A 26193-nucleotide genomic window follows, 5' to 3' on the forward strand; every position below is an offset into this window, starting at 1 on the left:
GGATGGTCACTGGGTTTCCTTTGGGGCGTAGAGGCCTGGTGCGACCTTCTGCATGTCCTCGGGTGTGTACAGTCCCGGTTCGGTCTTGTTGAGGCCGGCCGGGTCTCTGAGCCCGGTTGTGGGGGTGTCCTCGTTGGTGTTCATTGGTTTCTCCTTTCGAAGCGCGGTGGTCCAGTCACGCGTCGGCTGCCTGTGGCCTGAGGCTTCGAGTTGTGAGTAGTAGCGGCTCAGTTCGCGGGCGAATGCGAGTGGGTCGTCCCAGGCGTTGCTTAGTGCTCGGAAGTTGAGTGGCTTTGGGGCTGATGCGCCCATCGGGTTCTCCCTTCTTTGAGTTGCGGTCCGGACGCCTCGGGTCTGTTCATGCGGCCTCTCCGGTCAGGACGTTGTCGGGGATCATCCCGCCATCGGCCCACCTTTTGCCGCGCTCGGTGAGTTCCGCGTAGGCGGGCGTCCCGTACTCCGGACCGGTGTAGTCGTCGTTCCTGCCAACGTTCGAGTAGAAGCGGCCGATGAGCTCGCGAGCGTCGTCGGAGCTCAGTACGCGCCATTCGGCTTGAGTGCGGTCACTCGGCGTTTTGCCTGTGAGGTGAATGTAGAGGTCGGACAGAAGCCACCATTGCGCTTCTGTTATCCCCAGGTTGCTGAACTCGAATGCGTCGTTTTCGACGCTAAGAGTCTTCTTCAATGGATCTTCTTGTAGTGGTTCTTCTTCGCCAGTCACTGTGACACCACCCCACCGGTCACCCTGAAAGGGGGGTACTGTCACGGTGGAACCACCCCAGTCACTGTGACTGCCATTCGAAACGTCATCATGCGGTTCGGGCGGCAAGTTATCCACAGGGTCGTCCTCGACGAACTTGACCGGTGGGCGCTTCGGCAACGCGACCTGATAGAGGTTCGAGTCGTTCCGTGAATCGCCGATCATCCGCCGCGTCACAGTCACGAGACCTTTATCGACCAAGCGCTTGCGGGTACGGCGAACCGTGCTCTCCGACATCCGCGCTTCCTTGGCCAGCAGGCTGACGCTCGGGAAGCAGATCCCCTTCGAGTTCGCGCGGCTCAGCATCGCGATGTACAGCAGCAATTCGTTGCCGTCGAGGTCACTCTCCCTGATCAGCCAGTGCGGGAGCTTCGTGAACAGATCGGTCATCGTCACCTCCCTTTGCCCGCTGCCGGCTGGCTGCGTTCCGCTCGCGTGCTTTGTGAAACTCCTTCATGCGTCTCTCGAACGCGCTCTCCTTCTTCTGAGTGCTCATGTGGTCCCCTTCCCCAGGGTCTGTGTTCAGTTGAAACGGACGGTGCCCCTCATCGCTGGGGATAAGGGGCACCGGATTAGGGCACGAGGCAGTCCGTCAGGCAGCAGCGTTCCGCATCCAGCCCTGCACAAGGAGTGCTTCGGCTGCCTCTCGGACGGAAGGAGAACCGCCGACATGCTGTGCGATCGTGTCCGCGAGTTCGTCGCGAAGCCTTAGCCACTCGGCCAGGGACCGCGGCTTTTCACGCCGCTCTTCGTCCGCTGGCCGTTCGAAGCTCAAGCGTCCGGTTCTCACCATCTCCGCTTCGACCATGTCGTCAGCGAGAGCGAACAGATCTGGACGGGAAGTGCGTGCTTGCAGCTCGGTGTCCGGTTCTGCGACGTACTGCGGGTGCGCTTCGGCGTAGCATTCACGAACGTGGAGTGCGATCTTGCCGGTCTTGCTGACAGGGATGCCGTTCGCGCGCGCCCAGGCGCGCACTGCTCCCGGATTCAGTTTGGTTTCGAGCGCGCTCATCTGTTCGTCTCCCGGGCATCCTTTGCCTTCATGGCAATGACCTCGTCGGCGAACACCGGGTCGTTGATGAGCTCCTCCCGGAACTCCCGGTAGTGCTTCGGGAGATCGCAGAGCATGGTCGCGACGGCGCCATATTCGGTGTCGATCTCCTCGGGCTTGTTGATCCACCACTCCTGCCAGTCGGGCATCCAGTTCGTGATCGGTATGCCGTTCGTGTCAACCGTGAGCAGCATCCCGTGACCGAGATCGCGGGTGTGGTGGCTGACGTCGTCGGCGTGGATGGTGGCGGGCGTATCGCACCAGCCGAACCGGCAGGCCATCAGACGTCCAGCCTCTGCAACTCGGCGTCGACCTGAGCGGGCCGCCGCAACAACTTCGGCTCTGCGCGCAACAACAACGCAGCAGCGACGAGGTCTTCTGCCACATCCATCGCCCACCGCGCGACGTCCGGGTCTTGGTCGGCGCGAAGTTCCTCGCGGATGTAGATGTTCGGTACCCCGTTGTCGTAGAGCTCGACGCGGCCGTCCGAGTGGAGGCGTCCCCCGCCGTAGAGCTCGACGTCCCGGATGGTCCGAGAGAAGGAGAAGACAGTCCCCTCCACCTCGTCTTCGATGTCCAGGAACTCGAGCTCCTCGGTCCACGAGGGCGCCGCGGCAGACACCTCGGGGTGAGCCCGCAGGTAGGTTGCCGAGTACTCGTCCCAGCCGGGATCGCGGCGGGTTGGGGGTGGAGTTGCCGCTGTACTCTCCGCCCCCGCTGCCAACAAGGTGCGGTTGGCGCGCGCATCTGCGATACTGGTGTTACCAGTCATTTCGAATCTCCTTCGTTTGACTACCAGGCTCAGATCCGGTTGCCCCCGGTCTGGGCCTTTCTTTCTTGGTCAGACTGCGACGCGCATGTCAGTGCGCGTGTGAACGTTCTCATCGAGATGAGCGAGAACGTCAGACCGGCGGTATCGGACCTTGCCGCCGAGCTTGATGAAGCGCGGGCCCCGACCGAGATAACGATCGTTTGCCAGCGCGGCCGTCGAGACTTGCAGATACTCAGCAAGTTGCTCAGGCGTAAGCAGCTCATCCATGACCTCTCCTTTCTTGAGTCGTCGAATAGAGCTTCATCGGACGATGAGCTCAAGGTCTTTTCTTGTCCGCATCTCGCGATCACCACGCCTGCCAAACGACCAGTGCGAACGAGTACCCAATGCGGCTCTGTGCAGTTACTGTCTCGCCGTGGGCGCCCTGTGGCTCAGGGGGCCGGCGAGAGATTGAGTTGTAATGAGCCAGTCATGCTTGCTTGGCTCAGAAGTGATGCTACATGAAGTGAGCCATGCGTGCAAGAGCCAGTCAGGCATGCCCGCCTCGATCTGGTGGATACTGGGACGATGACGTCCGTGAAGATGACATCGGCCCCTCTCGATCTCGGTGAAGACCTTTGGGTCGCCAGCAGCTTTCGGGCGACGACGGCGATCGACGACAGTGCAGCCACGGTCGATCTAGATGTGATGTTCAACCAGGAAGCCGGCAGGTACCAGGTCGATCAGGTGACAGTCCACCGGGGCGGCACCGATGCCGAAGAGATCACAGGAGCCGTACTCCGCGAGATTCGGCTTCAGGAGACCGTCCAGAAAGCCGGGCTGGGAGTGGTTTGGTTTGCAAACCCACAGCAGGGCATGATCGCGAACATGTGGGGACTGAACTTCATGCGGCGTATCGAGCCCATAGACGGTCGCACACAGCCCGAGCATGTCGGAACAGCTGCGCGCATCTACCGCATCGCCTCGATCGTTGGCCTCCCCCCGCTTAGAACCGTCGCAGAGAAACTGGGGGTCAGCCAGAGCACGGCCACACGACTGATCTCGAAAGCTCGCGAGCTTGGCCACGTTCTGAGCGCTCGTGCACCCGGTGTAACTGCCGTGAGCGCTCAGGATCACTCAGCCTTCGAGTCGCTCACCATTCCCTCTGGTCATGATCTTCCCGACGTATGGGTCGAACTACTGACAGATCGAGAGGGAGCAGTGACCGTGACCGTCAACGGACGACCCATCGAAGGGAGCTTTGCATCGAGAGAAGCTGCCCTCGAAGCGATCCGAGCCGGACAAGAGAAGTTCATCCTCGTTTACGGCGAGCAGCCAGTCTCGATCGGAACCTCGCATGGCAACGATTGAGGAGTACACGGCTGGCGGCAAGACGCTCTACCGGGTGCGATACCGGACGCCGGATCGCAAGCAGACGTCTAAGCGCGGTTTCACAACGAAACGCGATGCGCGTGAGTTTATGCACACCATCGAGTCGTCGAAGAGCATGGGCACGTTCGTCGACCCAGCGGAGAGCAAGGTCACGATCGGCGTTTTGGGGGCCGCGTGGCTTTCCGGCCAGTCTCACCTCAAACCATCATCGTTGAGGCCCGTGGAGAGCGCTTGGCGGCTCTACGTCGAGCCGTGGTGGGGTGCCCGCAGTGTCGGCACGCTCAAGCACAGCGAGGTGCAGGCGTGGGTGACCAAACTGACTGCCGACCTATCGCCCACATCCGTGCTGCGCATCTATGGCGTGCTGGCCGGAATCCTCGACGTCGCCGTCAAGGACAGGAGATTGCCCTCGAATCCGGCGCGCGGCGTGAACCTGCCGCGCAAGACGGCAACGCGGAAGACGTATCTGACACACGAGCAGGTGGCTCGCCTTTCTGCTGCCGCCGGTAGAAACGCGCTGCTGGTCGAGGTACTGGCATACACCGGCCTACGGTGGGGGGAAGCGACCGGACTTCGAGTGCGTGACGTTGATGTCGTGCAGCGCAGATTGAATGTGCATGAGAACGCCGTGATGGTCGGTTCCAAGGTGTATGTGGGCACACCGAAGACCCACGCGTCTCGATCGGTTCCCTATCCGGCGTTCCTGGCTGACGAGCTCTCGAGGGTCGTGGCGTCACGTCCGTCTCAGGAGTCGATCGTGTTCGGGGACGGGTTCGAGCACATGCGCCTGCCAAACTCGCGCGATGGGTGGTTTGCAGCCTCAGTGAAGCGAGTACAGGCCAAGGATCCGAGCTTCCCGAAAGTCACTCCCCATAGCCTCAGACACACCGCCGCTTCGCTGGCGATCTCGGCCGGCGCGAACGTCAAGGCGGTACAGCGGATGCTTGGCCACGCGTCTGCGGCGATGACCCTGGACGTGTACAGCGACCTATTCGACGACGACCTAAACGCCGTGGCGGACGCGCTAGATCAGGCACGCTCCCGAGTGAATGTGTCCATTGACGTGTCCAGCGACTGATTCCGGGAAAAGAAAAAGCCCCGCGATCCCAGTGTTTCCAACAGGATGCGGGGCTTCTATTCTGGCGGTGACGGTGGGATTTGAACCCACGGTAGGGGGTTACCCTACACAACTTTTCGAGAGTTGCACCTTCGGCCGCTCGGACACGTCACCGCGGATCAGTTTACGACACCGGGGCCGAGCGCGCGAATCGGCGGGTCACCAGGCGGTGGCGACCTCGGCGTGGGCGCGGAGGATGCCCTCCGTGGAGCCGGCGGGGGCGCGGCCGATGCCGCACTCCGTGGCGACGCCGAACTCCGGGGCGAACGGGACGGCGGCGGCGATCCGACGACGCGCGCCCTCCGCGCCGTCCTCCCGGTGCACGAGGCCGAGGTAGAGCTCCTCGACCGGGGTGAGCTCGGCGAGCGGAGCGAAGTAGGCCTCGTCGTCGTGACCGATCGGCACGGGAAGGTGCAGCCAGGTGAGCGGACGATGGGCCGCGGCGATGACGGCGTTGGCGTAGCGGACGAGGGCGCCGGCGTCGGTCGGCTCGAAGAAATGCTTCTCCCCCGCGTCGCCGTAGCAGAGGTGCACGCCCACCTCGACGTCGTCCGGGACGGCGTCGACGAGGTCGGCCAGACGCGAGACGAGTCCGTCGAACGAGTCGCCCGGCCACCACGCTTCCATGACGGCGCCGTAGCCGGAGGCCCCCTCGATGATGCCCATCTCGCTCGCGACGTCCCACTGCACGGCGAGGTCCCCGTGCGGGATCGCGGCGAGGGTCTCGTCGAGCTCGCGGAGTATCGCGGCGGTGTACACGGGCTCGATCGCGGCCCGGTCGTCGCCGTGGAAGAAGGAGGAGATGACGGCGAGCGGGGTCGGCAGCGACACCTGGAACCGGGTGCCCGCCGCGACCACTCCCTCCTCACGCAGCCGGGCGAAGCGCCCGTACGACTCGATCGCCGCGGAGGCGTACCCGAGCGGAGGCAGCGCGATGGTCGCCGGGTCCACGCCCTCGGCGATGCGGAGGCCGCGGGCGTCGATGCCGGCGGGGAACGGGATGGGCTCGTCGCCGATCCGCTCGATGCCGTCCGCCTGGCCGATGACGTCGGGCTGGAACATGATCCAGTGGAACCGCTTGCCGACCTCGCCGTCCGGGATGCGACGCAACCGGTCGCCCAGCAGCTCCGCCGCCGTGCGCATCGTGGTCTCGGCGTCGTCGAAGTTCACACTGCCCACGAGAAGGGCACCCTGGGGCTGCGTCATGCCCTCAGAATATCCCTCGCCGACCCACCCCCTTCCGGCCGGGCCCCCCCTCTGCGTGCGGCCGGAAGGGGGTGGGACACACGCAAGGGGGTGGGTCGGCGAGGGGAGGTCGGGATTAGGATTGCCTAAGAACCCGCCGCCTCCGGGGGCAGAACGACGGGAAGGATGCAAGCAGCATGGGATTCATCACCTCCGCGGCGCTCGCCGAGACCGGATACGTGGTCCTCGACGACGAGACCACCCCGGTGGACCCGTCCGAGTGGCGTGACCTCGAGTACGTCGGCTGGCGCTCCTCCGGCATCACCCGCTTCGCACCCCTGACGAGCTACGCCGGCGACATCGACTGCAACGGCTTCTGGAACCACACCCCGCCGCGCACCGACAAGGACGGCGTCTGGATCCCGGCGCAGGTCGCGATCGCCCCGACCCTGCAGCGCCGTGCCCTGGCCCCGGGCGCCGGCGTCGGCCGCTGCCGAGTCATCGAGCTCCAGCCCAACGACTACGCCGACGCGATCTACAACCTGCACCAGGACGACAACAACCGCCTCAATGAGCCGGGCACGGGCTGGGTGGTCCGCGGGTATTACAACCTCACCGACGACACCGACTCGATGCTCATCCTCCGCTCCGACCGGTTCGACCCGGCCACCGAGGTCCGGCTGCCGCTGCGCGCCGGTTCGCGGATCATCGTCGACACGCAGCGCTTCTGGCACGCCGTGTGGCACCGCGGCACGGGCCCGCGGTACGCGCTCATCACCTCCTGGACCAGCGGCCCCGAGCTCGACGCGTACATCGCCGCCCACCACGGCGACCCGCATCCGGCGACGGTCGACCTCGACCCGCGTCTCATCGACGAGGCCCAGGTCGAGATGCACCGACGGATCGAGGAGCGCCGTCGCGCGTTCGAAGCGCAGGGCATCGTGATGGAGCCGCCCGCCGACATGAACCTCGTCGGCTGAGGCTCAGACCGTCCGGCCGCCCTCGATCCGCACGACCCGGTCGACCGTCCCCGCAGGCGGCGCCACGTGCGAGATGAGCAGCACCGACTGCTCCCCCGTCGCCTGCAGCAGATCGCGCAGCAAAGCGTCCGAGGCCTCGGGGTCGACGCCCGCCGTCGGCTCGTCCAGCACGAGCACCGGGAAGCCGCGGAGCAGCGCGCGAGCCAGGGCGATCCGCTGCGCCTGACCGCCGGACACCAGCGCACCGCGGTCGCCCACCCGGGCGTCGAGACCCCCGCGCTCGCGGACCCACGCCGCGAGGCCCACACGGTCGAGCACGGCGAGGAGCTCGTCATCGGTGGCGGTGTCCCTCGCGAAGAGCAGGTTCTGCCGCACGTCCTCGTCGAACAGCTGCGGCTGCTGCTCGCACAGACCGACGATGCGCCGCAGTGCCGGTCCGGACAGGGCCGCCGCGTCGAGGTCGCCGATCCGGTACTCGCCGTCCACCCGGAGGAAGCCGACCAGTGCGGCCGCCAGCGAGCTCTTGCCCGCCCCGCTCGCTCCGGAGACGAGCACCCGCTCCCCGGGCGCGAGGTCGAGGTCCACGCCGGTCAACGCCGCCGCGCCTCCGGGCCAGTGCGCCGTGGCACCGCGCAGGACGAGGGCGGGCACACCCGCGACCTCGACATCCTGCCCCGCGTCGGGCCGCAGCTCCGGCGGCATCCGTTCGGGCAGCACGTCCACGATGCGCTCCGCACTCGCGCGCACGCTCCGCCACGAGGCCGCGGCGATCGGCACGGCGCCGAACACCTCGAACACGACCATCGGCACGAGCACCGCGACCGCAAGCCACGGCGCATCGATCGCCCCCGTGGCGAGGCCCGGAGCCGCCACGGCGAGCGCCCACACGGATGCGGCCCCGGCCATCAGCGACACCACTCCGGCCGCGACGGCCTGCGCGAGCGACGCCCGACTGACCACGCGACGCAGCGCGGCGTCCGCGACGCGGATCCGCTCCCGCGCCTGCGCCTCCGCCCCGAACGCGAGGAGCACGTCGAGACTGCCGAAGTAGTCGACGAGGGCCGCGGACACCTCGGCCCGACGCGCCGACACCGCGGCCTCCGCGCGGGAGCCGAAGATCCAGCCGAGCCCGACCGCCGCGAACGCGGCGACGAGGAGGCAGACCGCGAGGGTCAGCGCGGCGGGTGGCGAGACGAAGGCGAGGAAGCCCACCGCTCCGAGGGCGACGACGCCCGAGACGGCAAGCGGCTGCACGACCCGGAGCGGGAGGTTCTGCAGGTTCTCCACGTCGTCGACGAGCGCCGCGAGCACCTGCCCGCGGTCGGTCGCGCCGAGCCCCGCCGGCGAGAGCGGGATGAGGCGGCGCACCATGTCGGAGCGGGTCGTGGCGAGCTGCCGGAGCGCGGCGTCGTGACCGCTCAGCCGCTCCAGGTACCGCGTGACAGCCCGGGTCACGGCGAAGAACCGCACCCCGACGACCGCGATGGACAGCGGCACGAGGGAGTCGACGATCGACGCGCTCACGATCAGCCAGCCGCTCACCGCGAGAAGGCTCACTGCGGCGGCCGCCGACAGCACCCCCCAGATCAGCCCGGGGAGGAAGCGGCGGAACGGCGGCTGCGCGAGCCGGAGCATGTCCCGGACCCGCTCGCTGCGCGTCGTCTCGGTCATGCGCTCACCCCCAGCGCCACGATCCGGTCGGCGATGTCCCTGGCCGAGCGGCGGTGCGAGACGAGGAGGATGGTCGCGCCGGCATCCGCCCGTGCGCGCAGCGACCGCCACAGCCGCTCCTCGGTGTCGGCGTCGAGGGCGCTGGAGGGCTCATCGAGCGCGAGCATCCGCTCCGGGGCACCGTAGTGGCGATACAGCGCCCTGGCCACCGCGACGCGCTGCGCCTGCCCTCCCGAGAGTCCCGCTCCCTGCACGCCCAGCACGCGGTCGGCCTCGATCCCCTCCGCGCACGCGGCGTCGAGGGCCCGGCGCACGCGGGCGAGGTCGGGAGCCGCATCGCCCAGAGCCACGTTCTCCGCGACGGTGCCGCGCATCAGCCCCGGCGCCTGCCCGGCCCAGGCGAGCCATTCCGACGGCGCGAGCTCGACGACATCCCGTCCGTCCCAGGTCGCGGTCCCCGTGTAGTCCACCGCTCCGCGGAGGGCGGCGAGCAGACTCGACTTCCCGGAGCCGCTCGGTCCCTCGATCAGGGTCACCGTCCCCGGCTCCGCGACGAACGACACCGGCGGCAGGTCCCTCACCCGGAGCCCCTCGACCACGAGTCCGTGTGCCACCTGCACGACTCCGACACGGTTGCCGGACGAGTCCACGGGGTTCGGTCGTGCATCCGTGTCCGGATCGTGCCGGCGCACCCCGCCGCGGTCCCGGTCGCGCGCCGCATCCAGCACATCGAACACGTCTTCCGTGGCCGCGACGCCCTCGGCCGCGGCGTGGAACTGCACGCCGACCTGACGGATGGGGAGGAAGGCCTCCGGGGCGAGCAGCAGCACGAAGAGCCCGACCTCCAGGCTCAGGTCTCCTGACAGCAGCCGGAAGCCGACCGCGACCGCGATGAGCGCGACCGCGAGCGACGACAGCAGCTCCATCGCGAACCCCGAGAGGAACGAGAACCGGAGCACCTTCATGGTCTCGCGGCGGTACTCGTCGGCGGTCACCTCGATGCGGTCGGCCGCCCGACGGTCCCGGCCGAACAGCCGCAGCGTCGACAGCCCCTGCACCGTGTCGGCGAAGCGGGCGGCGAGGTGCTGCAGCGTCTGCCACTGCTTCTTCTGCACCGTGCGGGTCGCGATGCCGATGAGGATGAGGAACAGCGGGATGAGCGGCAGGGTGATGACGGCGGTGAGCCCGCTCGGCCAGTCCTGCCACCACATGACCGCGACGAGCACGGGCGTCGCGATGACGGTGAGGACGAGCTGCGGGATGTACCGCGCGAAGTACGCGTCCAGGGCTTCCAGGCCGTGACCGGCGGTGACGGCGATCTGCGTCTGGTTCCGCTGAGCGAGCCAGCCCGGCCCGAGTCGCCCGACCGCTGCGACGAGCGCCGCGCGCAGCTGCATCCCGGTGCGGGCCGCGGCCTGCGTGCCCGCCGCATCGGACGCGGCGATGAGCAGGCCCCGCAGCAGCGCCGTCGCCAGCAGCCAGAGCAGGGTCACCGTGACGTCGCGACCCGCGATGGCACCGACCACCGCCTCGGTGAGCAGCCACGCGAAGGCGATCGTCACCGCGGTCTGGAAGACGCCGATCGCGGCCGACGCCAGGAGGAAGCCCCGGGCGGCGGCCGCGTATCGGAGCAGCCTCGGATCGACGGGTTTCACGCGTGCGCCGGAGCCCCCTCGATCGACCGGCGGGTGACGCGCTTGCGGAACACCCAGTAGGTCCAGGTCTGGTACGCGATGACCAGCGGGAGGGCGATCAGCGCGGTCCAGCTCATGATCTGCAGCGTATACGGAGTGCTGGACGCGTTGGCGATCGTGAGGCTGTACGCCGGGTCGATCGTCGAGGGCATCACGAACGGGAAGAGGGCGGAGAACAGCATGACGACGGCGAACATGACCGTGAGCATGCCGGCGAAGAACGCCCACCCGTCGCGGCGGACGAGCGAGAAGCCGACCGCCGCGATCAGGCTGACCGCCGCGAGCGCACCGGCTCCGATGACCAGCCACAGCAGCGGCGCCTCGCGGCCCATCGCGATCGCGACCGTCCAGACCACCGTCGCGGCTGCGACGAGGATCGTCGGGATGGCGGCCTTCTTCGCGAGCTTCCGGGCATCCTCGTGCACCTGGCCGTCCGTCTTCAGCGCGACGAACAGCACGCCGTGCAGGAAGAAGAGCAGCAGGGTCGTGACGCCGACCAGCAGCGCATACGGGTTCAGCAGCGAGAAGAAGCCGCCGACGTAGATGTGGTTCTCGTCGATCGCGACGCCCTGCACGATGTTGCCGAAAGCGACGCCCCAGAGCAGTGCCGGGACGACCGAGCCGATGACGATCATCCGGTCGAAGCCCTGCTTCCACTTCCGGCTCTCCCGCTGGTGGCGGTACTCGAACGAGACGCCGCGGAGGATGAGTGCCAGCAGGATGAGCAGCAGCGGCAGGTAGAACCCGCTGAACAGGGTGGCGTACCACTCGGGGAACGAGGCGAAGAGCGAGGCCCCGGCCACGATGACCCACGTCTCGTTGAGGTCCCACACGGGACCGATCGTGTTGATGACCTGCCGGCGGGAGACGTCGTCCTTGCCGAGGAACGGCAGCGACATGCCCACACCGAAGTCGAACCCGTCGAGGACGAAGTAGCCGACGAACAGGAAGGCGACCACCCAGAACCAGATCGTTGCGAGATCCATGATGCTCGTTCCTCTCAGTACACGACCGACGGCAGCTGAGCCGTCTCCTCATGGGGCTGTTCGTCGGTGTCCGGCCCCTTCTGGGCGGCCTTGACGATCAGCCGGACCTCGACCACGGCCAGCGCGGCGTAGATCGCGGTGAAGGCGATCAGCGAGATCAGGACCTCGAGTCCGCTCACGCCCGGTGAGACGCCGTCGCGGGTCGACATCAGACCGAACACGATCCACGGCTGTCGGCCCATCTCGGTGAACACCCAGCCCATGATGTTGGCGGCGAGCGCGAGCGGGAACGACCAGATCGCGACCTTCCACATCCACGGCGCGACCGGCTTGGTGGCCTTCTTGCGGGTGACCCAGAGGCCGGCGACGGCGACGAGGGCGGCGGCCATGCCGAGGCCGATCATCCAGCGGAACGACCAGTACGTGATCCACAGCACGGGGGCGAAGTCGGTGAGGCCGGTGCTCGCGTAGGTCTGGGCGTACTCGGCGTTCAGGTCGTTGATGCCGTGCACGCAGGCGTCGAGCGTGTGGGTCGACAGCAGCGACAGCAGGTACGGCACCCGGATCGAGAACAGCTCGGAGCTGCCGTCCGGCGTGCCCAGCGTGAAGATGCTGAAGGAGGCGTCGGCGCCGCAGACCGTGTTGAACGTCGCCTCCGCGGCGGCCATCTTCATCGGCTGCGCGGCGTACATCGCCAGGCCCAGCTGGTCACCGGTGAGCACGACGCCCGCCGTGGAGAAGATCATCGCCCAGAGGCCGAACTTCAGCGAGACGCGCATGGTGTCGAAGTGCTGCCCGCGGGCCAGGTGCCAGGCGGACACCGAGATGACGACACCGGCGGCGAACATGAGCGCGCCGAAGATGGTGTGCGGGAACGCGGCGAGGGCGACGGGGTTGGTCAGCAGCGCCCAGAAGTCGGTGAGCTCGGCGCGGTTGGTCACCTCGTTGTACGTGTAGCCGACCGGGTTCTGCATGAATGCGTTTGCGGCGATGATGAAGTACGCCGACAGGATGCTGCCGATCGAGACGCACCAGATGGTGGCGAGGTGGATCTTCTGCGGGAGCTTGTCCCAGCCGAAGATCCAGAGGCCGATGAAGGTCGCCTCGAAGAAGAACGCCAGCAGGCCCTCGAAGGCGAGCGGGGCGCCGAAGACGTCACCGACGAAGCGGGAGTAGTCCGACCAGTTCATACCGAACTGGAACTCCTGCACGATGCCGGTGACCACCCCCATCGCGAAGTTGATGAGGAAGATCTTGCCGAAGAAGCGGGTGAGGTGCAGGTACTGGACCTTGGCCGTGCCCACCCACGCCGTCTGGAAGATGGCGGCGACGAGCGCCATGCCGATCGTCAGCGGGACGAAGAGGTAGTGGTAGACGGTCGTCAGCCCGAACTGCCATCGGGCCAGGGCGAGCGGATCAAGCCATTCCATGAGCGACTCCCGTTCTGTTCGACGCCTGCGCGGCGGTGTCGCGCAGCTGCACGGTGCATTCGGAGGGCAGCGCGGCCTCGCGCACGCACTCGGCTTCGAGCGGACCCCCCGCTTCTGCCAGGATGCCCTGCATCAGGCCGAGATGCACCTGGCACAGCATCGGGCGGTCCTCCGGCCGGCCGGCCGCGTGCGGGCACGGGCTCAGGTCGACGGTCAGCCCGCGGTCATCCACGACCGGCTCGAAACCGCTCTCCTCCAGGTGCTCGACGAGGGCATCGAGCTGGTAGGTGGCGTCCCTCCCGAGGGCGCTTCCGGTGCCGGGAAGGACGCTGCGGAGGAGGTCGCCGCGACGGGCGGCGGCCTTGGCTTTGTTCCGCGCGACCGGGCTGGAGGCGTCGGGGGCGCCGGTGGCGGCACGGTACAGCGTCCGAGGACGGCCCCGGGTGGTGCGGTGCTCCACGGTCGGGATCACGTAGCCGCCCTCGATGAGCCGCTGGAGGTGCTCGCGCACCGTGTTCGGGTGGAGGCCGGTGGCCTCGCACAGGTCGCCGATCGCGAGTTCTCCGGAGGCACCGGAGTGCCCGGCCTCGAAGAGGAGGTGCAGGATGCGCACCCGGGAGTAGCTGGAGATCGGCCCGCAGACGGACCCGCCGTTGGACATGTCTCAATTATCGGCCGGGACCGATGACCGCCGGGGGATCCGGGCCGTGAATAATCGCCTGGTCGATAGGGATGTCTGATCCGGCCGATAGCCTGGGGGCATGGCCACCCGGAAACCCGCTCCCCCCGCGTACGTCTGCACCGAGTGCGGGTGGACGACGGCCAAGTGGGTCGGCCGCTGCGGGGAATGCCAGCAGTGGGGCACGGTCCAGGAGCAGGCCGTGCAGACCGGGATCCTCCGTCGCGTGAACGCGCTCGCCCCGACCGCCGATCGCGCCGCGCGACCGATCACGCAGATCACGACCCAGGATGCCCCCCGCCGCACGAGCGGCGTCGGCGAGTTCGACCGCGTGCTCGGCGGCGGCATCGTGCCGGGGGCCGCGATCCTCCTCAGCGGCGAGCCCGGCGTGGGCAAGTCGACCCTGCTGCTCGAGGTCGCCGCGCAAGCGGCGCGGAGCGGGCGACGGGTGCTGTACGCGAGCGCGGAGGAGTCGCCGGCCCAGGTGCGGCTGCGGGCGGAGCGGACGGGCGCGCTGCACGACGAGCTCTACCTCGCGAGCGAGACCGACCTCGCCACCATCCTCGGACACATCGACGAGGTGCAGCCGCAGCTCGTCATCGTCGACTCCGTGCAGACCGTGTCGTCGTCCCTCACCGACGGCGCGGCCGGTCAGCCCAGCCAGGTGCGGGAGGTCGCCGCGACCCTGATCCGGGTGGCGAAGGAGCGCGACCTGCCGATCATCATCGTCGGGCACGTGACCAAGGACGGCCAGGTCGCGGGGCCCCGGGTGCTGGAGCACCTCGTCGACGTCGTGTGTCACTTCGAGGGCGACCGGCAGACCTCGCTGCGCTTCATCCGGGCGCTGAAGAACCGCTTCGGCCCCACCGACGAGGTCGGCTGCTTCGAGATGACCGGAGACGGCATCGCCGAGGTCCCCGACCCGTCCGGTCTGTTCCTGTCGCAGGGCGCCTCCGAACCCGGGACCTGTGTGGCCATCTCCCTCGAGGGCCGTCGCGCTCTCCCGGTCGAGGTGCAGGCGCTCACCGTGCCGAGCAACGCCCCGAACCCCCGCCGCATCGTGCACGGCCTCGACTCCTCGCGGGTGGCCATGGTGCTGGCCATCCTCGAGCGCCGGGCGGGCGTGCCCACCGGCAGCCTCGACGTGTACGTGTCCACGGTCGGCGGCGTGCGGTTCACGGAGCCCGCGGCCGACCTCGCCATCGCGATCGCCGTCGCCGGATCCATCCAGATGATCTCGGTCCCGCGTACGGTCGCCGCCGTCGGCGAGCTCAGTCTCGCGGGTGAGGTGCGGCCGGTGACGCAGGCGGCGCAGCGGCGGTCCGAAGCCGCGCGACTCGGCTACGAGCAGGTCGTGGACGACCGTTCGAAGACGCTGCGTGCCGCGCTGGGAGACGTCAGGGCACGGAACAGCACCCGTCGGCCCGACCGGGACATCCCGCCGTTCTGAGCCGGAGCGCGGCTGAGGTCAGGCGTCGAGGGCCTTGAGCAGTTCCACCGGGTCGGCCTGCATCGGGTGCGGTCCTGCGATGTCGAGGAACACGGTCGTGATCGGGTGCGCGGAGAGGAACGCCCGCAGCCAGGTCGCGTCGTAGATGCCCACGCCGGGCGGCAGGTTCGCCGGCTTGTTCTTCGCGTCGCTGAACAGCAGGAGGGCGAGGTCACCCGAGTTCGGGTCGCGGTAGGTCCAGACCTCGCCGCTGTCGAGCGGGTTGTCGCGGGCGCCCGGCTTGATGAGCGGGACGACGGTGGTGCCGTGCCGCAGGGCGAGCGCGACCGCGGCGACGTCCTGCTTCTCGAGCGCGAGCGCGAGTGCTTCGGACCGGAAGTCCTCGGGGGCGGGCTTCTTCTTCGCGCTCTTCCCGGACTTCGCCTTCTTCGCTGCCATGCATCCAGCTTAGGCATCGGGGCGACGCGGCGGTGCCGGGAAAGATTGGGGCCCTCTCGAGTCCTCCATTGGGGACTGGGGTACTCGAGAGGGCCCTCGGACTCTCGAGCGGCGGTGTCGAAGCGCTGGGGACGCTGTGATTCGACGCCACTGGGGATGGCATGTTGCCGCATATCGGGAGAGTCACCTCTATGGTATCCCAAAGAGTGAGCCCTGTCAGCACAAGTGCCGGTCTCGCTCTCAGAACAAGAGGATCTGGGTGGTCGTGGCGCTGGGGAAACCGCCGATCGAGACGCCCACGTGATACGAGGCCCCACCGCCGGGAGCCCGTTGCCGGTTCTCCTGCGCGCAGGTCTCGACGCTGGAGCGCGTGCGATCCCAGACGACCGGCTCCTTGCTCACCACGGTGGATCCCGCGGTGAGTGTGGCGATCATGCTGCTGGGGTTCTCCTGGCAGTCGGTCGACCGCCACCACACGTCCGAGCCGCTGGAGACCGTGAAGACCTGGGTCGTGGAGCCGACGTCGATCGTGCAGTCCCTGGTGCCCTTGTTGGTCAGTGAGATGGAGAGCTTCGGCGAGGCGCCGTCGGCGTACGACTCGGCATCCGTCACGGCCTTCACCTCGACGTCCTTCGCCTCGCACGCGACGACGGCCGGAGTGGCGTCCGCAGAGGGCGAGGGTGAGGGCGACGGCGAGGCTGACCCGGACGGCGTCGGACCGGCGGTGGCGGAGGAGGTCGGCGCGGGTGCGGTCCCCTGGCCGTCGGCGGCCGCCCACGGTCGTGCGACGAGGAGCCAGACGGAGGCTCCGACGAGCGCGAGGACGAGGAGCAGTCCCCACAGCACCGCCAACCGCCGACGACGATAGACGGCGGCGGAGTGACGGGGCATGCCTCCAGGTTAAGCGATCCCCCTCCACGAGCCTGGGAGGCGCGAGCGGTCGTCCGGGGCTCAGAGCACCTTGAGCATCCGGGTGTTGCCGAGCGTGTTCGGCTTCACGTGCGCGAGATCGAGGAACTCCTCGACGCCGGCGTCGCCGCTGCGCAGGAGCTGCGAGTACACGTCCGGATCGACGACCTGCTCCCCGATGGGGGTGAAGCCGCGACGGCCGAAGAAGTCGACCTCGAACGTGAGGCAGAACAGGCGCGTGAGCCCGAGCGCCCGCGCGTTCTCCTCGAGCCGCTCGACGATCGCCCGACCGACGCCGTGATGGAGCCAGTCGTCGCGGACGAGCAGGGTGCGCACCTCGCCGAGGTCCTCCCAGATCACGTGCAGCGCGCCGCAGCCGATCAGCTCGCCGTCGGCCTCGGCGACGACGAACTCCTGCACGGCGCCGTAGAGCACGGCGAGGTCCTTGCCGAGCAGGATGCGCTGCTCCACCATCGGCTGGAGCAGGTTCCGGATGCTGACGATGTCGGCGCTGCGGGCCGGCCGGACGATGTACGCGCTCACCCGACCAGCCTAGGACCCACCCCTCCCGTCGGCTCTCAGACGGGGCACAGCTTCGGAGATCCCGACCGACACTCCGGCGCCCAGAGGCTGCGCCCCCGCGTGTCGTCTGTCATCTCCGAAGTTGTGGCCAGGAGGGCGGCGGAGCGGGGACGACGAAGGGGCGGATGCTGTCGCATCCGCCCCTTCGGGTGACCGGGTCGAGGATCAGTCGTTGCCGGTGATCGCCAGGTCGGGCGTGCCGGAGATCGCGCCGCCGCCGGTGTTGACACCGACCGCGACCTTCTCGCCGCGCGGGCCGTGCTCGAACAGGAACTCCCCGTCCTTCGCGTCGACCTTCACGTGGTCGCCCGAGTCGAGCTCGCCGTGCAGGATCTTCTCCGACAGACGGTCCTCGATCTCGTGCTGCATCGCGCGACGCAGCGGACGAGCACCCAGAGCCGGGTCGAAGCCGATCTCGATCAGGCGCTCCTTGGCCGACTGCGACAGTTCGATCGTCATGTCGCGGTCGAGCAGACGCTCGCCGAGGCGCTTCGTGAACAGGTCCACGATCTGCACCAGCTCGCTCTTGCTCAGCTGCGGGAAGACGATGATGTCGTCGACGCGGTTGAGGAACTCGGGCTTGAAGTGCCGCTTGAGCTCCTCGTTGACCTTGCCCTTCATCCGCTCGTAGCTCGTGGCGTTGTTGCCCTCGATCTGGAAGCCCACGGGGCCTCCGGCGATGTCACGCGCACCGAGGTTCGTGGTCATGATGATGACCGTGTTCTTGAAGTCCACGATCCGACCCTGACCGTCGGTGAGGCGACCCTCTTCCAGGATCTGCAGCAGCGAGTTGAAGATGTCCGGGTGGGCCTTCTCGATCTCATCGAAGAGGACCACGCTGAACGGCTTGCGCCGCACCTTCTCCGTGAGCTGACCGCCCTCTTCGAAGCCGACGAACCCGGGAGGGGCACCGAACAGCCGCGAGACGGTGTGCTTCTCGCCGAACTCGCTCATGTCGAGCGAGATGAGCGCGGCCTCGTCGTCGAAGAGGAACTCCGCGAGCGCCTTGGCCAGCTCGGTCTTTCCGACGCCCGTGGGGCCGGCGAAGATGAACGAGCCGGAGGGACGCTTCGGGTCCTTGAGGCCGGCACGCTGACGACGGATGGTCTTGGAGAGGGCCGCGATGGCCTCCTCCTGACCGATGACGCGCTGGTGCAGCGCCTTCTCCATGAAGACGAGTCGGCTGGACTCCTCCTCGGTCAGCTTGAACACGGGGATGCCGGTCGCCTGGGCGAGCACCTCGGCGATCAGACCCTCGTCGACGACCGCCTGGGTCGCGACGTCGCCCGCACGCCACTGCTTCTCGAGACGCAGGCGCTCGGCGAGGAGGCTCTTCTCCTCATCGCGCAGGGAGGCGGCCTTCTCGAAGTCCTGCTCCTCGGAGGCGATCTCCTTCTGCTCGCGCACGGCGGCGATCTTCTCGTCGAACTCGCGCAGCTCGGGCGGGCTCGACAGGATCGACAGACGCAGGCGGGCGCCGGCCTCGTCGATCAGGTCGATGGCCTTGTCCGGGAGGAACCGGTCCGAGACGTAGCGGTCGGCGAGGTTCGCCGCGGCCACGATCGCACCGTCGGTGATCTGGACCTTGTGGTGCGCCTCGTACCGGTCGCGCAGCCCCTTGAGGATGTTGATCGCGTGCGGCAGCGTCGGCTCGTTCACCTGCACCGGCTGGAAGCGGCGCTCGAGCGCAGCGTCCTTCTCGAAGTGCTTGCGGTACTCGTCGAGCGTGGTGGCGCCGATGGTCTGCAGCTCACCGCGCGCGAGCAGCGGCTTGAGGATGCTGGCCGCGTCGATCGCACCCTCGGCGGCGCCCGCACCGACGAGGGTGTGGATCTCGTCGATGAAGACGATGATGTCGCCGCGCGTGCGGATCTCCTTGGTGACCTTCTTCAGCCGCTCCTCGAAGTCACCGCGGTAGCGGGACCCGGCGATGAGCGAGCCGAGGTCGAGCGAGTAGAGCTGCTTGTCCTTCAGCGTCTCGGGCACATCGCCCTTGACGATCGCCTGGGCGAGGCCCTCGACGACGGCGGTCTTGCCGACGCCGGGCTCGCCGATCAGGACGGGGTTGTTCTTGGAGCGGCGGGAGAGGATCTGCATGACCCGCTCCGCCTCCTTCTCGCGCCCGATGACCGGGTCGAGCTTGTTGTCGCGCGCGGCCTGCGTGAGGTTGCGACCGAACTGGTCGAGCACCTGCGAGCCGCCCTGCGCACCCGACGGGGTGTCGTTGGACTGCGCGCCGACGGACGCGGGCTCGCGGCCCGGAGCGCCGGAGAGCAGCTGGATCACCTGCTGCCGCACCTTGTTGAGGTCGGCGCCCAGCTTGACGAGCACCTGAGCGGCCACGCCCTCACCCTCGCGGATGAGGCCGAGGAGGATGTGCTCGGTGCCGATGTAGTTGTGACCGAGCTGCAGGGCCTCGCGGAGGCTCAGCTCGAGCACCTTCTTGGCGCGCGGCGTGAACGGGATGTGGCCGGTCGGCTGCTGCTGACCCTGGCCGATGATGTCCTGCACCTGCTCGCGCACGGCGTCGAGGGAGATGCCGAGCGACTCCAGCGCCTTGGCTGCGACGCCCTCGCCCTCGTGGATGAGGCCGAGCAGGATGTGCTCGGTGCCGATGTAGTTGTGGTTGAGCATCTTCGCCTCTTCTTGGGCGAGGACGACCACTCGACGGGCTCGGTCCGTGAATCTCTCGAACATGTTGACTCCTTATTCGCACGGGGCGAAGACGCATGAAGCGCTTGTACATCGAGAGTAACGACCAGAAATGGCGGGTATGCCCGTGTTCGCCGTGGGCATAGCGAGGCCTTGACGGGTTTATCGACAGTCGTTATGTTAACGAAAGTCGATAAACACCGACCCACAGGAGGAGCACATGCTCGCCACGGAAAGACACCCTTCGCTCGCCGACGGCATCGCGCTCGGGCTCATCGCCACCGGTGCCGTCAGCGTCGGGATCGGCGCCATCGTCGCGGTCGCCCAGGCCGCCGACGCCCTGTTCTCCCCGTCGCCCACGGTCGTGATGCCGGTGCACGACGTCGACCTCTCCGGCCTCGACGGGGTGGCCGGGATCGAGGGCGCCGCCGTCGACTCCGCCCTCGTCACCCTCACCGCGCCGCCCACGGGCGCCCGCTGGCTGCTGCTGCTGGAGACGGCGCTGCCCGCGCTCGCCACCGTGGCCCTGTGCGCGGTGGTCTGGTGGCTGGGCGTCTCCCTCATCCGCTCCCGCCCGTTCCGCGCCTCCCTCGGGTGGATGTTCGCCGTCGCCGCCTGTCTGCTGATGGCGGGCACGCTGTTCGGCCAGCTCGCCGGCGGCATCGGCCGGGCCGAGATCGTGAAGGACCTCGCCGCGACCGACCCCGCGGTCGAGGACGTCCTGTGGACGCTGCTCATGGAGTTCGATCTCGCACCCGTCGGGTGGGCGTTCGCGCTGGCTCTCGTGGCCGGCGTCTTCACCATCGGCCGCCGCCTGCAGCGCGACACGGAGGGACTGGTCTGATGGCCACCACCGCCACCCGCTCCGAGCGGGCCGATGCGATCACCGTCATCCTCTATGCGGCGGCGGCCCTCGTGACCGTCGGCATCGCGACGGTGCTCCGCGTGGGCGGCACCTTCCGCGACGACGGGATCGCGTGGACACTCCCCATCGACGAGCAGCCGATCTCGGCGACCACCGATTCCGGGCAGATCTCGATCGAGGGCATCGCGCAGGAGGCGATGGTCTTCGCGACGGGGGTGAACAGCGTGTCGATCGCCGCCATCGTCGCCGCCATCGCGCTGTGGGCCCTGGCCGCCGTCGCCGTCATCGGCGCGGTCACGCTCGTCGCCTGGAACTTCCTCCGCGGACGGTTCTTCGTGCCGGGCAATGCGCGCGCCTTCGACGTGATCGGCTGGACACTGGTGCTCGCGCCGATGGCGATCGTGATGCTCGAGACGATGGGACGCAACGGCGTGACCGCGGCGCTCGGCCTCGGCGACGGGGAACCCGTGCACCCGATCGAGTTCTGGGCGATCGCGCCGATCTTCGCCACCGGGGTCACCGTCGGCCTCATCGCCGTCGCGTTCCGTCGCGGCATCCGGCTGCAACAGGAGAAGGTCGTGCTGGAGAAGGAGACGGAGGGACTGGTCTGATGATCTCGTTCGGTTCGGAGGCGGTCTGGCCGTCTCTGCTCAACATCGGGATCGCGCTCGCGGTCTGCGCGGCCGTCGTCGCCCTCGTGGTCTGGAACAGCCGTCGCCGTGGCAGTCGCACGGTCGCCCTCGACGCGGCGCTCACGCTGTCCGGGTGGTGGATCACGCTCTCCGCGCTAGGCGCGGTGGTCATCGTCGTCAAGGCCTTCACCGTGGACTGGGCGGAGCTGCACGGTGCGACGACGGTCTTCCTCGACTGGCCCTCGAGCCTCCCGTGCTCGGAATACGGCGACAGCACGACGACCATGCTCACCTGCGGCGGCACGGAGCTGTCGGACTTCACGGTGGGCAACGCCTCGCTCGGGCTGCGCCTCCTCGCTGCGGCCGCACAGCTCAGCACCCTCGCCCTGACCACGATCCCCGCCGTGGTCCTCGCGCTCATCTGCTTCCACACCCTCCGCGGCCGCGCGTTCTCCCGCACCGTGACCCGCGCCCTCGTCGGGGGTGCGATCGCGTTCGGGGTGCTGGGCGTTCTCTCGGACCTCCTCAACGGCATCGCCGCCACCACCGGACTGCGGGAGGCCCTGCCGGCGGACAGCACCTGGTATCCGCAGACCTACTGGCTCACCGTGACACCGCTGCCGTTCGCCGCGGCGCTCGGCCTCCTCGCCCTCGCCGCGGTGTTCCGTCAGGGCATGCGCGTGGAGCAGGAGCGGGCCGCCCTGGAGCGCGAGACGGAGGGGCTGGTGTGAGCCCGGCGGAGAGCGACGACGAGTTCACGGGCATTCACTGCCGTCTGGACGAGCTGCTGGCGGCCCGCGGGATGACGCTGACGGAACTGAGCGCCGCCGTGGGCGTCAGCATCGTGAACCTGTCCGTGCTGAAGAACGACCGCGCCCGCGCGATCCGCTACTCCACGTTGCGGGCCATCTGCGAGGCGCTCGACTGCGAGGTCGGCGACCTCCTCGTCCTCGCCGATCGCTGACTCCCGTCGACCCGCCCCCTTGAGCGCGCCCCGGCCTCTTGCGGACGCACGCAGGGGGCCGAGACGCACGAAGAGGGGTGGGTCGGCGGGAGCGAGCACGGTCTCACAGTGGATTGCAAGCCCCTTCTATGAGTCGGCTGTGAGTGGATACGGTCGTCCCATGATCAGCATCCGCACCCCCTCGCGTCGCGGCCTCCGCCTCCTGGCGATCGTCCCGGCCGCTGCCCTCGCCTTCTCCCTCGCCGCCTGCGCCGGAGAGAGCCGCCCCTCGGTCGACGATGTCGCCGACGGCATCCAGAAGGTCTTCGAGGGCACCCCGCAGGAAGAGGCCATGACCGACGATGCCGCCACCTGCCTGGCCGAGGCCCTGGTCGACTCCGACCTCAGTGATGAGACGCTCGGCTACATCGCCGACGGGGAGGACAAGCAGCGGGACGAGGCAGACAAGGCCCTGACGACCCAGATCATCCAGGACAACCTCCAAGACTGCGTCACGCCCTGAGGGCGGGATCGCAGCGAGGGATGACGGCCTCGGGAGGGCGGCCGTCATCCTTCGTCATATCCGCCCAGGGAATTCTCAGGCTCTCCTAGCGTTGAGCCTCATGGCGTGCACCCGGCGCGCCGCGATTCTGGAGTCCCCACCTCAATGAGCACCACCGCACGCGCCCAGAAGGCGCCAGACACCCGCGGGCCGGTCCGGAAGCTGCTGACCTCGTTCGGCTTCCAGATCATCGCCGCCCTCGTCCTCGGCATCGCCGCCGGCCTGATCGGCCGCCAGCTCGGCGCCACGGCCGAGAACCCGACCGCCCTGTCGGCCACCCTCGACACGATCGGCAGCTCCTACGTGACGCTGCTCCGCGCGGCCGTCGTCCCGCTGATCTTCACCGCGATCGTCGCCAGCATCTCGAACCTCCGTCGCGTGCAGAACGCCGCCCGCCTCGCCGGCCAGACGATCCTGTGGTTCGCGATCACCGCTTTCATTGCGGTCATCATCGGCATCGTCCTCGGCCTCGTGATCCAGCCGGGCAGCCACGCCGGCGACGGCCTGGAGCCCGGCGAGCCGTACACGGTCGGCACCTGGTGGAACTTCCTGCTCGGTCTCATCCCGCAGAACTTCCTCGGCCTGACCGTCAGCACCTCCCCCGGCGCCACCGAGGGTGCGTTCACCTCGAGCGTCGGCTTCAACATCCTCCAGGTGATCGTGGTCGCGGCCGTCGTCGGCATCGCGGCGCTCAAGGCCGGCAAGAAGGCCGAGCCGTTCCTCGTCTTCACCGAGTCGCTGCTCAAGGTCATCCAGCGCGTGCTGTGGTGGATCATCCGCATCGCGCCCCTCGGCACGTTCGGCCTCATCGGCTCCGCCGTCATCAAGTACGGCTGGGAGAAGCTCGCGTCGCTCGGCTGGTTCGCGGGCGCGGTCTACATCGGCCTCGCGCTCGTGCTGTTCGTCGTGTACCCGATCCTGGTGCGCACGCACGGCCTCTCCATCAAGCAGTACTTCTCGGGTGTGTGGCCCGCAGTGCAGCTCGCTTTCGTGAGCCGCTCCTCGATCGGCACGCTCCCCCTCACGGAGCGCGTGACCGAGCGCAACCTCGGCGTCCCCCGCTCCTACGCCTCGTTCGCGGTGCCGCTGGGCGCGACGACGAAGATGGACGGCTGCGCCGCGATCTACCCGGCCATCGCCGCGATCTTCGTGGCGCAGTTCTTCGGCATCGAGCTGAACTTCGTGCAGTACCTGCTGATCGTGATCGTCTCGGTCGTGGGTTCCGCCGCCACCGCCGGCACCACGGGCGCGGTCGTCATGCTCACGCTGACGCTGTCCACCCTGGGACTGCCGCTCGAGGGTGTCGGTCTGCTGCTCGCGATCGACCCGATCCTCGACATGGGCCGTACGGCGGTGAATGTCGCGGGTCAGGCACTCGTCCCCGCGATCGTCGCGAAGCGCGAGGGTATCCTCGACGAGGAGCTCTACAACGCACCCCGCGAGGGCCTGCCCTTCGCCGACGACTCCGGCGACGACGCCCCCGAGGCCGACGCCGCTTCCACCCCGGAGCCCGCCGGCGCGCGCTGACCCGGTCTCCTCACGAGCGCCCCACTTCCTTCCGGAGGTGGGGCGCTCTTGCCTCCCCCTCCCCACCCCCGTCGACCCACCCCTTTGCGTGCGTCCCGGCCCGTTGCGGGCGGTCGCAGAGGGGTGGGGCGACCGGAAGGGGGTGGGTCGACAGGAAGGAGGGGTCAGCTGCGGCTCAGGGGGCGGGTCGCGCCGCGGGTGTCGAGCGCGAGCTCCTCGGCGTCCATCGCGGCCAGCAGCTCCCGCATGACCTCCTCGTCGAGCTCCCCGGCATCGCGTTCCGCGACGAGGATCTCCCGTCGCACCTGCAGCCATCCCTTGGTCAGCGCGACGAGGTCGTCGTAGGACGGGCGGGCCACGGTGTCCTCGACCTGCTGCGCGTCGTCGGTGTCCTTCTCCACCCGGGTCATGCGCTTCGTGAAGGCGTCGAACATGCCGAGGTCGACCTCGCCGTGCTTCTGCTCCCACTCCCGACGCTTCTCGGCGAGATAGGCCTTGCCCGCCTCGCGGCTCTTGGCCTTGACCGTCTCCAACGCCGCGACGTCCTCCTCGTGCTCCTCATCCCCTGCGATCTCCAAGCGCCGGATGAGCAGCGGCAGCGTGAGCCCCTGCAGCAGGAGCGTGCCCACGGTGACGATGAAGGCGACCACGACGATGGCGTGCGCGGCCTCGGTGTCGAGCCCGGCCAGATCGGCGGCGGCCACCGCGATCGCCAGGGTCACCACGCCGCGCATGCCCGCCCAGGAGATGACCGCGTTGTCCTTCCACGTGAGCCGCAGACCCGCCATGCGCTCCCGCACGATCTGCGTCCGCAGCTCGTCCGTGCTCTGGTCCCGCCACCGCCGGGACCGCCGACGACGCTCGTCGAACTCCCCGGACGCGATGCCACGGTCCATGCGTGCGAGCCGGCGGCGGTCCTGGAAGTTCGACCACGCGCTGATCGGGTAGATGTAGAGCGGCCGGACGACGAGCACCACGAGCAGCACGGCGCCGGAGAGCAGGAGGATGTGCCCCACCGACTCGCTGCCGAGGTCGTTGAGCACCCGCGGGAACTGGAGGCCGATGTAGGCGAACACGAAGCTCTCCAGCAGCAGGTCGGCCGACAGCCACAGCGGCGCCTCCTGCTGCCGGGTCGTGTAGTCGGTGCGCGGGGCGTTGAAGCCGACGAAGAGGCCCATGGCCACGACCGCGAGGACGCCGGAGCCGAGCAGATGCTCCGCGATGTTGTACGCACCGAACGGGGCGAGAAGACCGAAGGTGCCGATCACGACGGGGTCGCCGATGCGCATCCGGAGCTGATGCAGCACGATCCCGAAGACGAGCCCGATCCCCACCCCTACGCCGACCGCGAGGAGGAACTGCCCGACGCCGCCCCCGATCGACACGGTCGCCCCGGCGAGGATCGCGGCGAACACCCGGTAGAGCGTGAGCGAGGTCGCGTCGTTGATGAGGCTCTCCCCCGACAGCACCGTCATGATGCGGCGGGGCAGACCGAGACGACGACCGATCGCCGCCGCCGACACCGCGTCCGGCGGAGCGACGATGGCCCCGAGCAGCAGCGCGCCCGGCAGCGTGAGTGACGGCAGGATCCACCAGGCCACGAGTCCGACGGCGAACGCGGTGAGCAGCACCAGCCAGATCCCGAGACGGCGGATCTGCGGGAGGCTGCGCTTGAACCCGACGAACGACACGTCGAGGGCGGCGGAGTACAGCAACGGCGGCAGCACGAGGCCGAGCAGCAGGTGCCCGTCGATCTCCAGCTCCGGCACGAACGGCAGGAACGAGGCGGCCAGCGCGACGACGGTCACGAGCAGCGGTGCGGGCCACCCGCGCCACCGCGCGACGGCGGCCACGGCGACGGCTCCGACGAGGACGTAGAAGATCCCGGCTTCCATGCGGAAAGCGTAGCGGCGTCGTCCGCGCTCCCCGGTCCGCGG

At 68.6% G+C, this 26193-nt stretch carries 27 protein-coding genes and 1 tRNA gene; 10 read left to right on the forward strand and 18 right to left on the reverse strand.

The genetic code is table 11. The features are described 5' to 3' along the window. Positions 1-6 precede the first annotated feature (6 nt). The 6 genes from RI211_RS14650 to RI211_RS14675 all read right to left on the reverse strand — a co-directional run bounded on the left by RI211_RS14650 (position 7) and on the right by RI211_RS14675 (position 2850). On the reverse strand, positions 7-144 hold the full coding sequence (locus RI211_RS14650) for a hypothetical protein (protein WP_315714334.1): 138 nt from the start codon (positions 142-144) through the stop codon (positions 7-9). A gap of 214 nt (positions 145-358) precedes the next feature. After that, positions 359-1150, reverse strand: a complete 792-nt coding sequence (locus tag RI211_RS14655; protein ID WP_315636225.1) for a helix-turn-helix domain-containing protein — start codon at positions 1148-1150, stop codon at positions 359-361. Between the two features lie 202 nt (positions 1151-1352). After that, positions 1353-1772 carry an Lsr2 family DNA-binding protein gene (locus RI211_RS14660; protein ID WP_315636226.1) on the reverse strand — a complete coding sequence of 140 codons (420 nt, stop codon included), beginning with the start codon at positions 1770-1772 and terminating at the stop codon, positions 1353-1355. Further along, a complete protein-coding gene (locus tag RI211_RS14665) occupies positions 1769-2092 on the reverse strand; it encodes a hypothetical protein (protein ID WP_315636228.1) in 324 nt (107 codons plus the stop codon). Before RI211_RS14665 ends, RI211_RS14660 begins: the two co-directional genes overlap by 4 nt. Beyond that, on the reverse strand, positions 2092-2583 hold the full coding sequence (locus RI211_RS14670) for a hypothetical protein (RefSeq protein WP_315636229.1): 492 nt from the start codon (positions 2581-2583) through the stop codon (positions 2092-2094). Before RI211_RS14670 ends, RI211_RS14665 begins: the two co-directional genes overlap by 1 nt. 69 nt (positions 2584-2652) lie before the next feature. Further along, positions 2653-2850 carry a helix-turn-helix transcriptional regulator gene (locus RI211_RS14675; RefSeq protein ID WP_247637766.1) on the reverse strand — a complete coding sequence of 66 codons (198 nt, stop codon included), beginning with the start codon at positions 2848-2850 and terminating at the stop codon, positions 2653-2655. A 300-nt stretch (positions 2851-3150) separates the two neighbouring features. Between RI211_RS14675 and RI211_RS14680 the strand changes: the two genes are divergently transcribed. Both RI211_RS14680 and RI211_RS14685 read left to right on the forward strand, forming a co-directional pair. Then, a complete protein-coding gene (locus RI211_RS14680) occupies positions 3151-3933 on the forward strand; it encodes a hypothetical protein (RefSeq protein ID WP_315636230.1) in 783 nt (260 codons plus the stop codon). Then, positions 3920-5032 carry a site-specific integrase gene (locus RI211_RS14685; protein ID WP_315636231.1) on the forward strand — a complete coding sequence of 371 codons (1113 nt, stop codon included), beginning with the start codon at positions 3920-3922 and terminating at the stop codon, positions 5030-5032. The genes RI211_RS14680 and RI211_RS14685 overlap by 14 nt, the downstream gene beginning before the upstream one ends. 62 nt (positions 5033-5094) lie before the next feature. Here the strand turns inward: RI211_RS14685 and RI211_RS14690 are convergent. Both RI211_RS14690 and RI211_RS14695 read right to left on the reverse strand, forming a co-directional pair. Next, positions 5095-5185, reverse strand: a tRNA-Ser gene (locus tag RI211_RS14690). A 45-nt stretch (positions 5186-5230) separates the two neighbouring features. Next, complete coding sequence (locus RI211_RS14695) at positions 5231-6277, reverse strand: hypothetical protein (RefSeq protein ID WP_315636232.1); 1047 nt, start codon at positions 6275-6277, stop codon at positions 5231-5233. Positions 6278-6453: 176 nt separating this feature from the next. On the opposite strand from RI211_RS14695, the gene RI211_RS14700 reads away from it, so the two are divergent. After that, positions 6454-7236, forward strand: coding sequence for a hypothetical protein (locus tag RI211_RS14700; protein WP_187662429.1), 783 nt, complete (start codon positions 6454-6456; stop codon positions 7234-7236). Between the two features lie 3 nt (positions 7237-7239). On the opposite strand, the gene cydC is transcribed toward RI211_RS14700, so the two are convergent. From cydC to RI211_RS14725, 5 genes are read right to left on the reverse strand one after another with little or no spacing between them, the layout of a single operon-like run. After that, entirely contained in the window at positions 7240-8907 is a 1668-nt protein-coding gene (gene cydC / locus RI211_RS14705; protein WP_315636233.1) for a thiol reductant ABC exporter subunit CydC, read from the reverse strand. Continuing rightward, positions 8904-10562 carry a thiol reductant ABC exporter subunit CydD gene (gene cydD / locus RI211_RS14710; protein ID WP_315636234.1) on the reverse strand — a complete coding sequence of 553 codons (1659 nt, stop codon included), beginning with the start codon at positions 10560-10562 and terminating at the stop codon, positions 8904-8906. The genes cydC and cydD overlap by 4 nt, the downstream gene beginning before the upstream one ends. After that, positions 10559-11587: a cytochrome d ubiquinol oxidase subunit II gene (gene cydB, locus RI211_RS14715; RefSeq protein WP_315636235.1), complete on the reverse strand. Its 1029-nt coding sequence runs from the start codon at positions 11585-11587 to the stop codon at positions 10559-10561. Before cydB ends, cydD begins: the two co-directional genes overlap by 4 nt. Positions 11588-11601: 14 nt before the next feature. Continuing rightward, positions 11602-13017 carry a cytochrome ubiquinol oxidase subunit I gene (locus RI211_RS14720; RefSeq protein WP_315636236.1) on the reverse strand — a complete coding sequence of 472 codons (1416 nt, stop codon included), beginning with the start codon at positions 13015-13017 and terminating at the stop codon, positions 11602-11604. Beyond that, a complete protein-coding gene (locus RI211_RS14725) occupies positions 13004-13678 on the reverse strand; it encodes a helix-turn-helix transcriptional regulator (RefSeq protein WP_187662434.1) in 675 nt (224 codons plus the stop codon). Before RI211_RS14725 ends, RI211_RS14720 begins: the two co-directional genes overlap by 14 nt. A gap of 100 nt (positions 13679-13778) precedes the next feature. Here RI211_RS14725 and radA point away from each other — a divergent pair, with 100 nt between their 5' ends. Beyond that, positions 13779-15146: a DNA repair protein RadA gene (radA, locus tag RI211_RS14730; protein ID WP_315636237.1), complete on the forward strand. Its 1368-nt coding sequence runs from the start codon at positions 13779-13781 to the stop codon at positions 15144-15146. Positions 15147-15164: 18 nt separating this feature from the next. Here radA and RI211_RS14735 read toward each other — a convergent pair whose 3' ends face one another. The 4 genes from RI211_RS14735 to RI211_RS14750 all read right to left on the reverse strand — a co-directional run bounded on the left by RI211_RS14735 (position 15165) and on the right by RI211_RS14750 (position 19772). Continuing rightward, a complete protein-coding gene (locus RI211_RS14735; protein WP_187662436.1) occupies positions 15165-15584 on the reverse strand; it encodes a dehydrogenase in 420 nt (139 codons plus the stop codon). 240 nt (positions 15585-15824) lie between these two features. Further along, positions 15825-16475 carry a hypothetical protein gene (locus RI211_RS14740; protein ID WP_315636238.1) on the reverse strand — a complete coding sequence of 217 codons (651 nt, stop codon included), beginning with the start codon at positions 16473-16475 and terminating at the stop codon, positions 15825-15827. A 60-nt stretch (positions 16476-16535) separates the two neighbouring features. Then, positions 16536-17036 (reverse strand): amino-acid N-acetyltransferase, encoded by a 501-nt coding sequence (locus tag RI211_RS14745; protein ID WP_071329949.1) that lies wholly within the window; start codon positions 17034-17036, stop codon positions 16536-16538. Between the two features lie 204 nt (positions 17037-17240). Continuing rightward, the gene (locus RI211_RS14750) at positions 17241-19772 is read right to left on the reverse strand and encodes an ATP-dependent Clp protease ATP-binding subunit (protein WP_071329948.1); all 2532 of its coding nucleotides are present in this window, start codon (positions 19770-19772) and stop codon (positions 17241-17243) included. A 175-nt stretch (positions 19773-19947) separates the two neighbouring features. Between RI211_RS14750 and RI211_RS14755 the strand changes: the two genes are divergently transcribed. The 6 genes from RI211_RS14755 to RI211_RS14780 all read left to right on the forward strand — a co-directional run bounded on the left by RI211_RS14755 (position 19948) and on the right by RI211_RS14780 (position 24256). Continuing rightward, a complete protein-coding gene (locus tag RI211_RS14755) occupies positions 19948-20571 on the forward strand; it encodes a hypothetical protein (protein WP_315636239.1) in 624 nt (207 codons plus the stop codon). Continuing rightward, entirely contained in the window at positions 20571-21203 is a 633-nt protein-coding gene (locus tag RI211_RS14760; RefSeq protein ID WP_187662439.1) for a hypothetical protein, read from the forward strand. The genes RI211_RS14755 and RI211_RS14760 overlap by 1 nt, the downstream gene beginning before the upstream one ends. Continuing rightward, entirely contained in the window at positions 21203-21955 is a 753-nt protein-coding gene (locus RI211_RS14765; RefSeq protein WP_187662440.1) for a hypothetical protein, read from the forward strand. Before RI211_RS14760 ends, RI211_RS14765 begins: the two co-directional genes overlap by 1 nt. Further along, positions 21952-22188 (forward strand): helix-turn-helix domain-containing protein, encoded by a 237-nt coding sequence (locus RI211_RS14770; protein ID WP_060922489.1) that lies wholly within the window; start codon positions 21952-21954, stop codon positions 22186-22188. Before RI211_RS14765 ends, RI211_RS14770 begins: the two co-directional genes overlap by 4 nt. A gap of 160 nt (positions 22189-22348) precedes the next feature. Next, on the forward strand, positions 22349-22690 hold the full coding sequence (locus tag RI211_RS14775; RefSeq protein WP_315636240.1) for a hypothetical protein: 342 nt from the start codon (positions 22349-22351) through the stop codon (positions 22688-22690). A gap of 144 nt (positions 22691-22834) precedes the next feature. Next, complete coding sequence (locus tag RI211_RS14780) at positions 22835-24256, forward strand: dicarboxylate/amino acid:cation symporter (protein WP_280566149.1); 1422 nt, start codon at positions 22835-22837, stop codon at positions 24254-24256. Between the two features lie 164 nt (positions 24257-24420). Here RI211_RS14780 and RI211_RS14785 read toward each other — a convergent pair whose 3' ends face one another. Next, complete coding sequence (locus RI211_RS14785) at positions 24421-26151, reverse strand: cation:proton antiporter (protein ID WP_187662443.1); 1731 nt, start codon at positions 26149-26151, stop codon at positions 24421-24423. Positions 26152-26193 lie beyond the last annotated feature (42 nt).

This window comes from Microbacterium meiriae (assembly GCF_032364335.1).
Classification (GTDB): domain Bacteria; phylum Actinomycetota; class Actinomycetes; order Actinomycetales; family Microbacteriaceae; genus Microbacterium; species Microbacterium meiriae.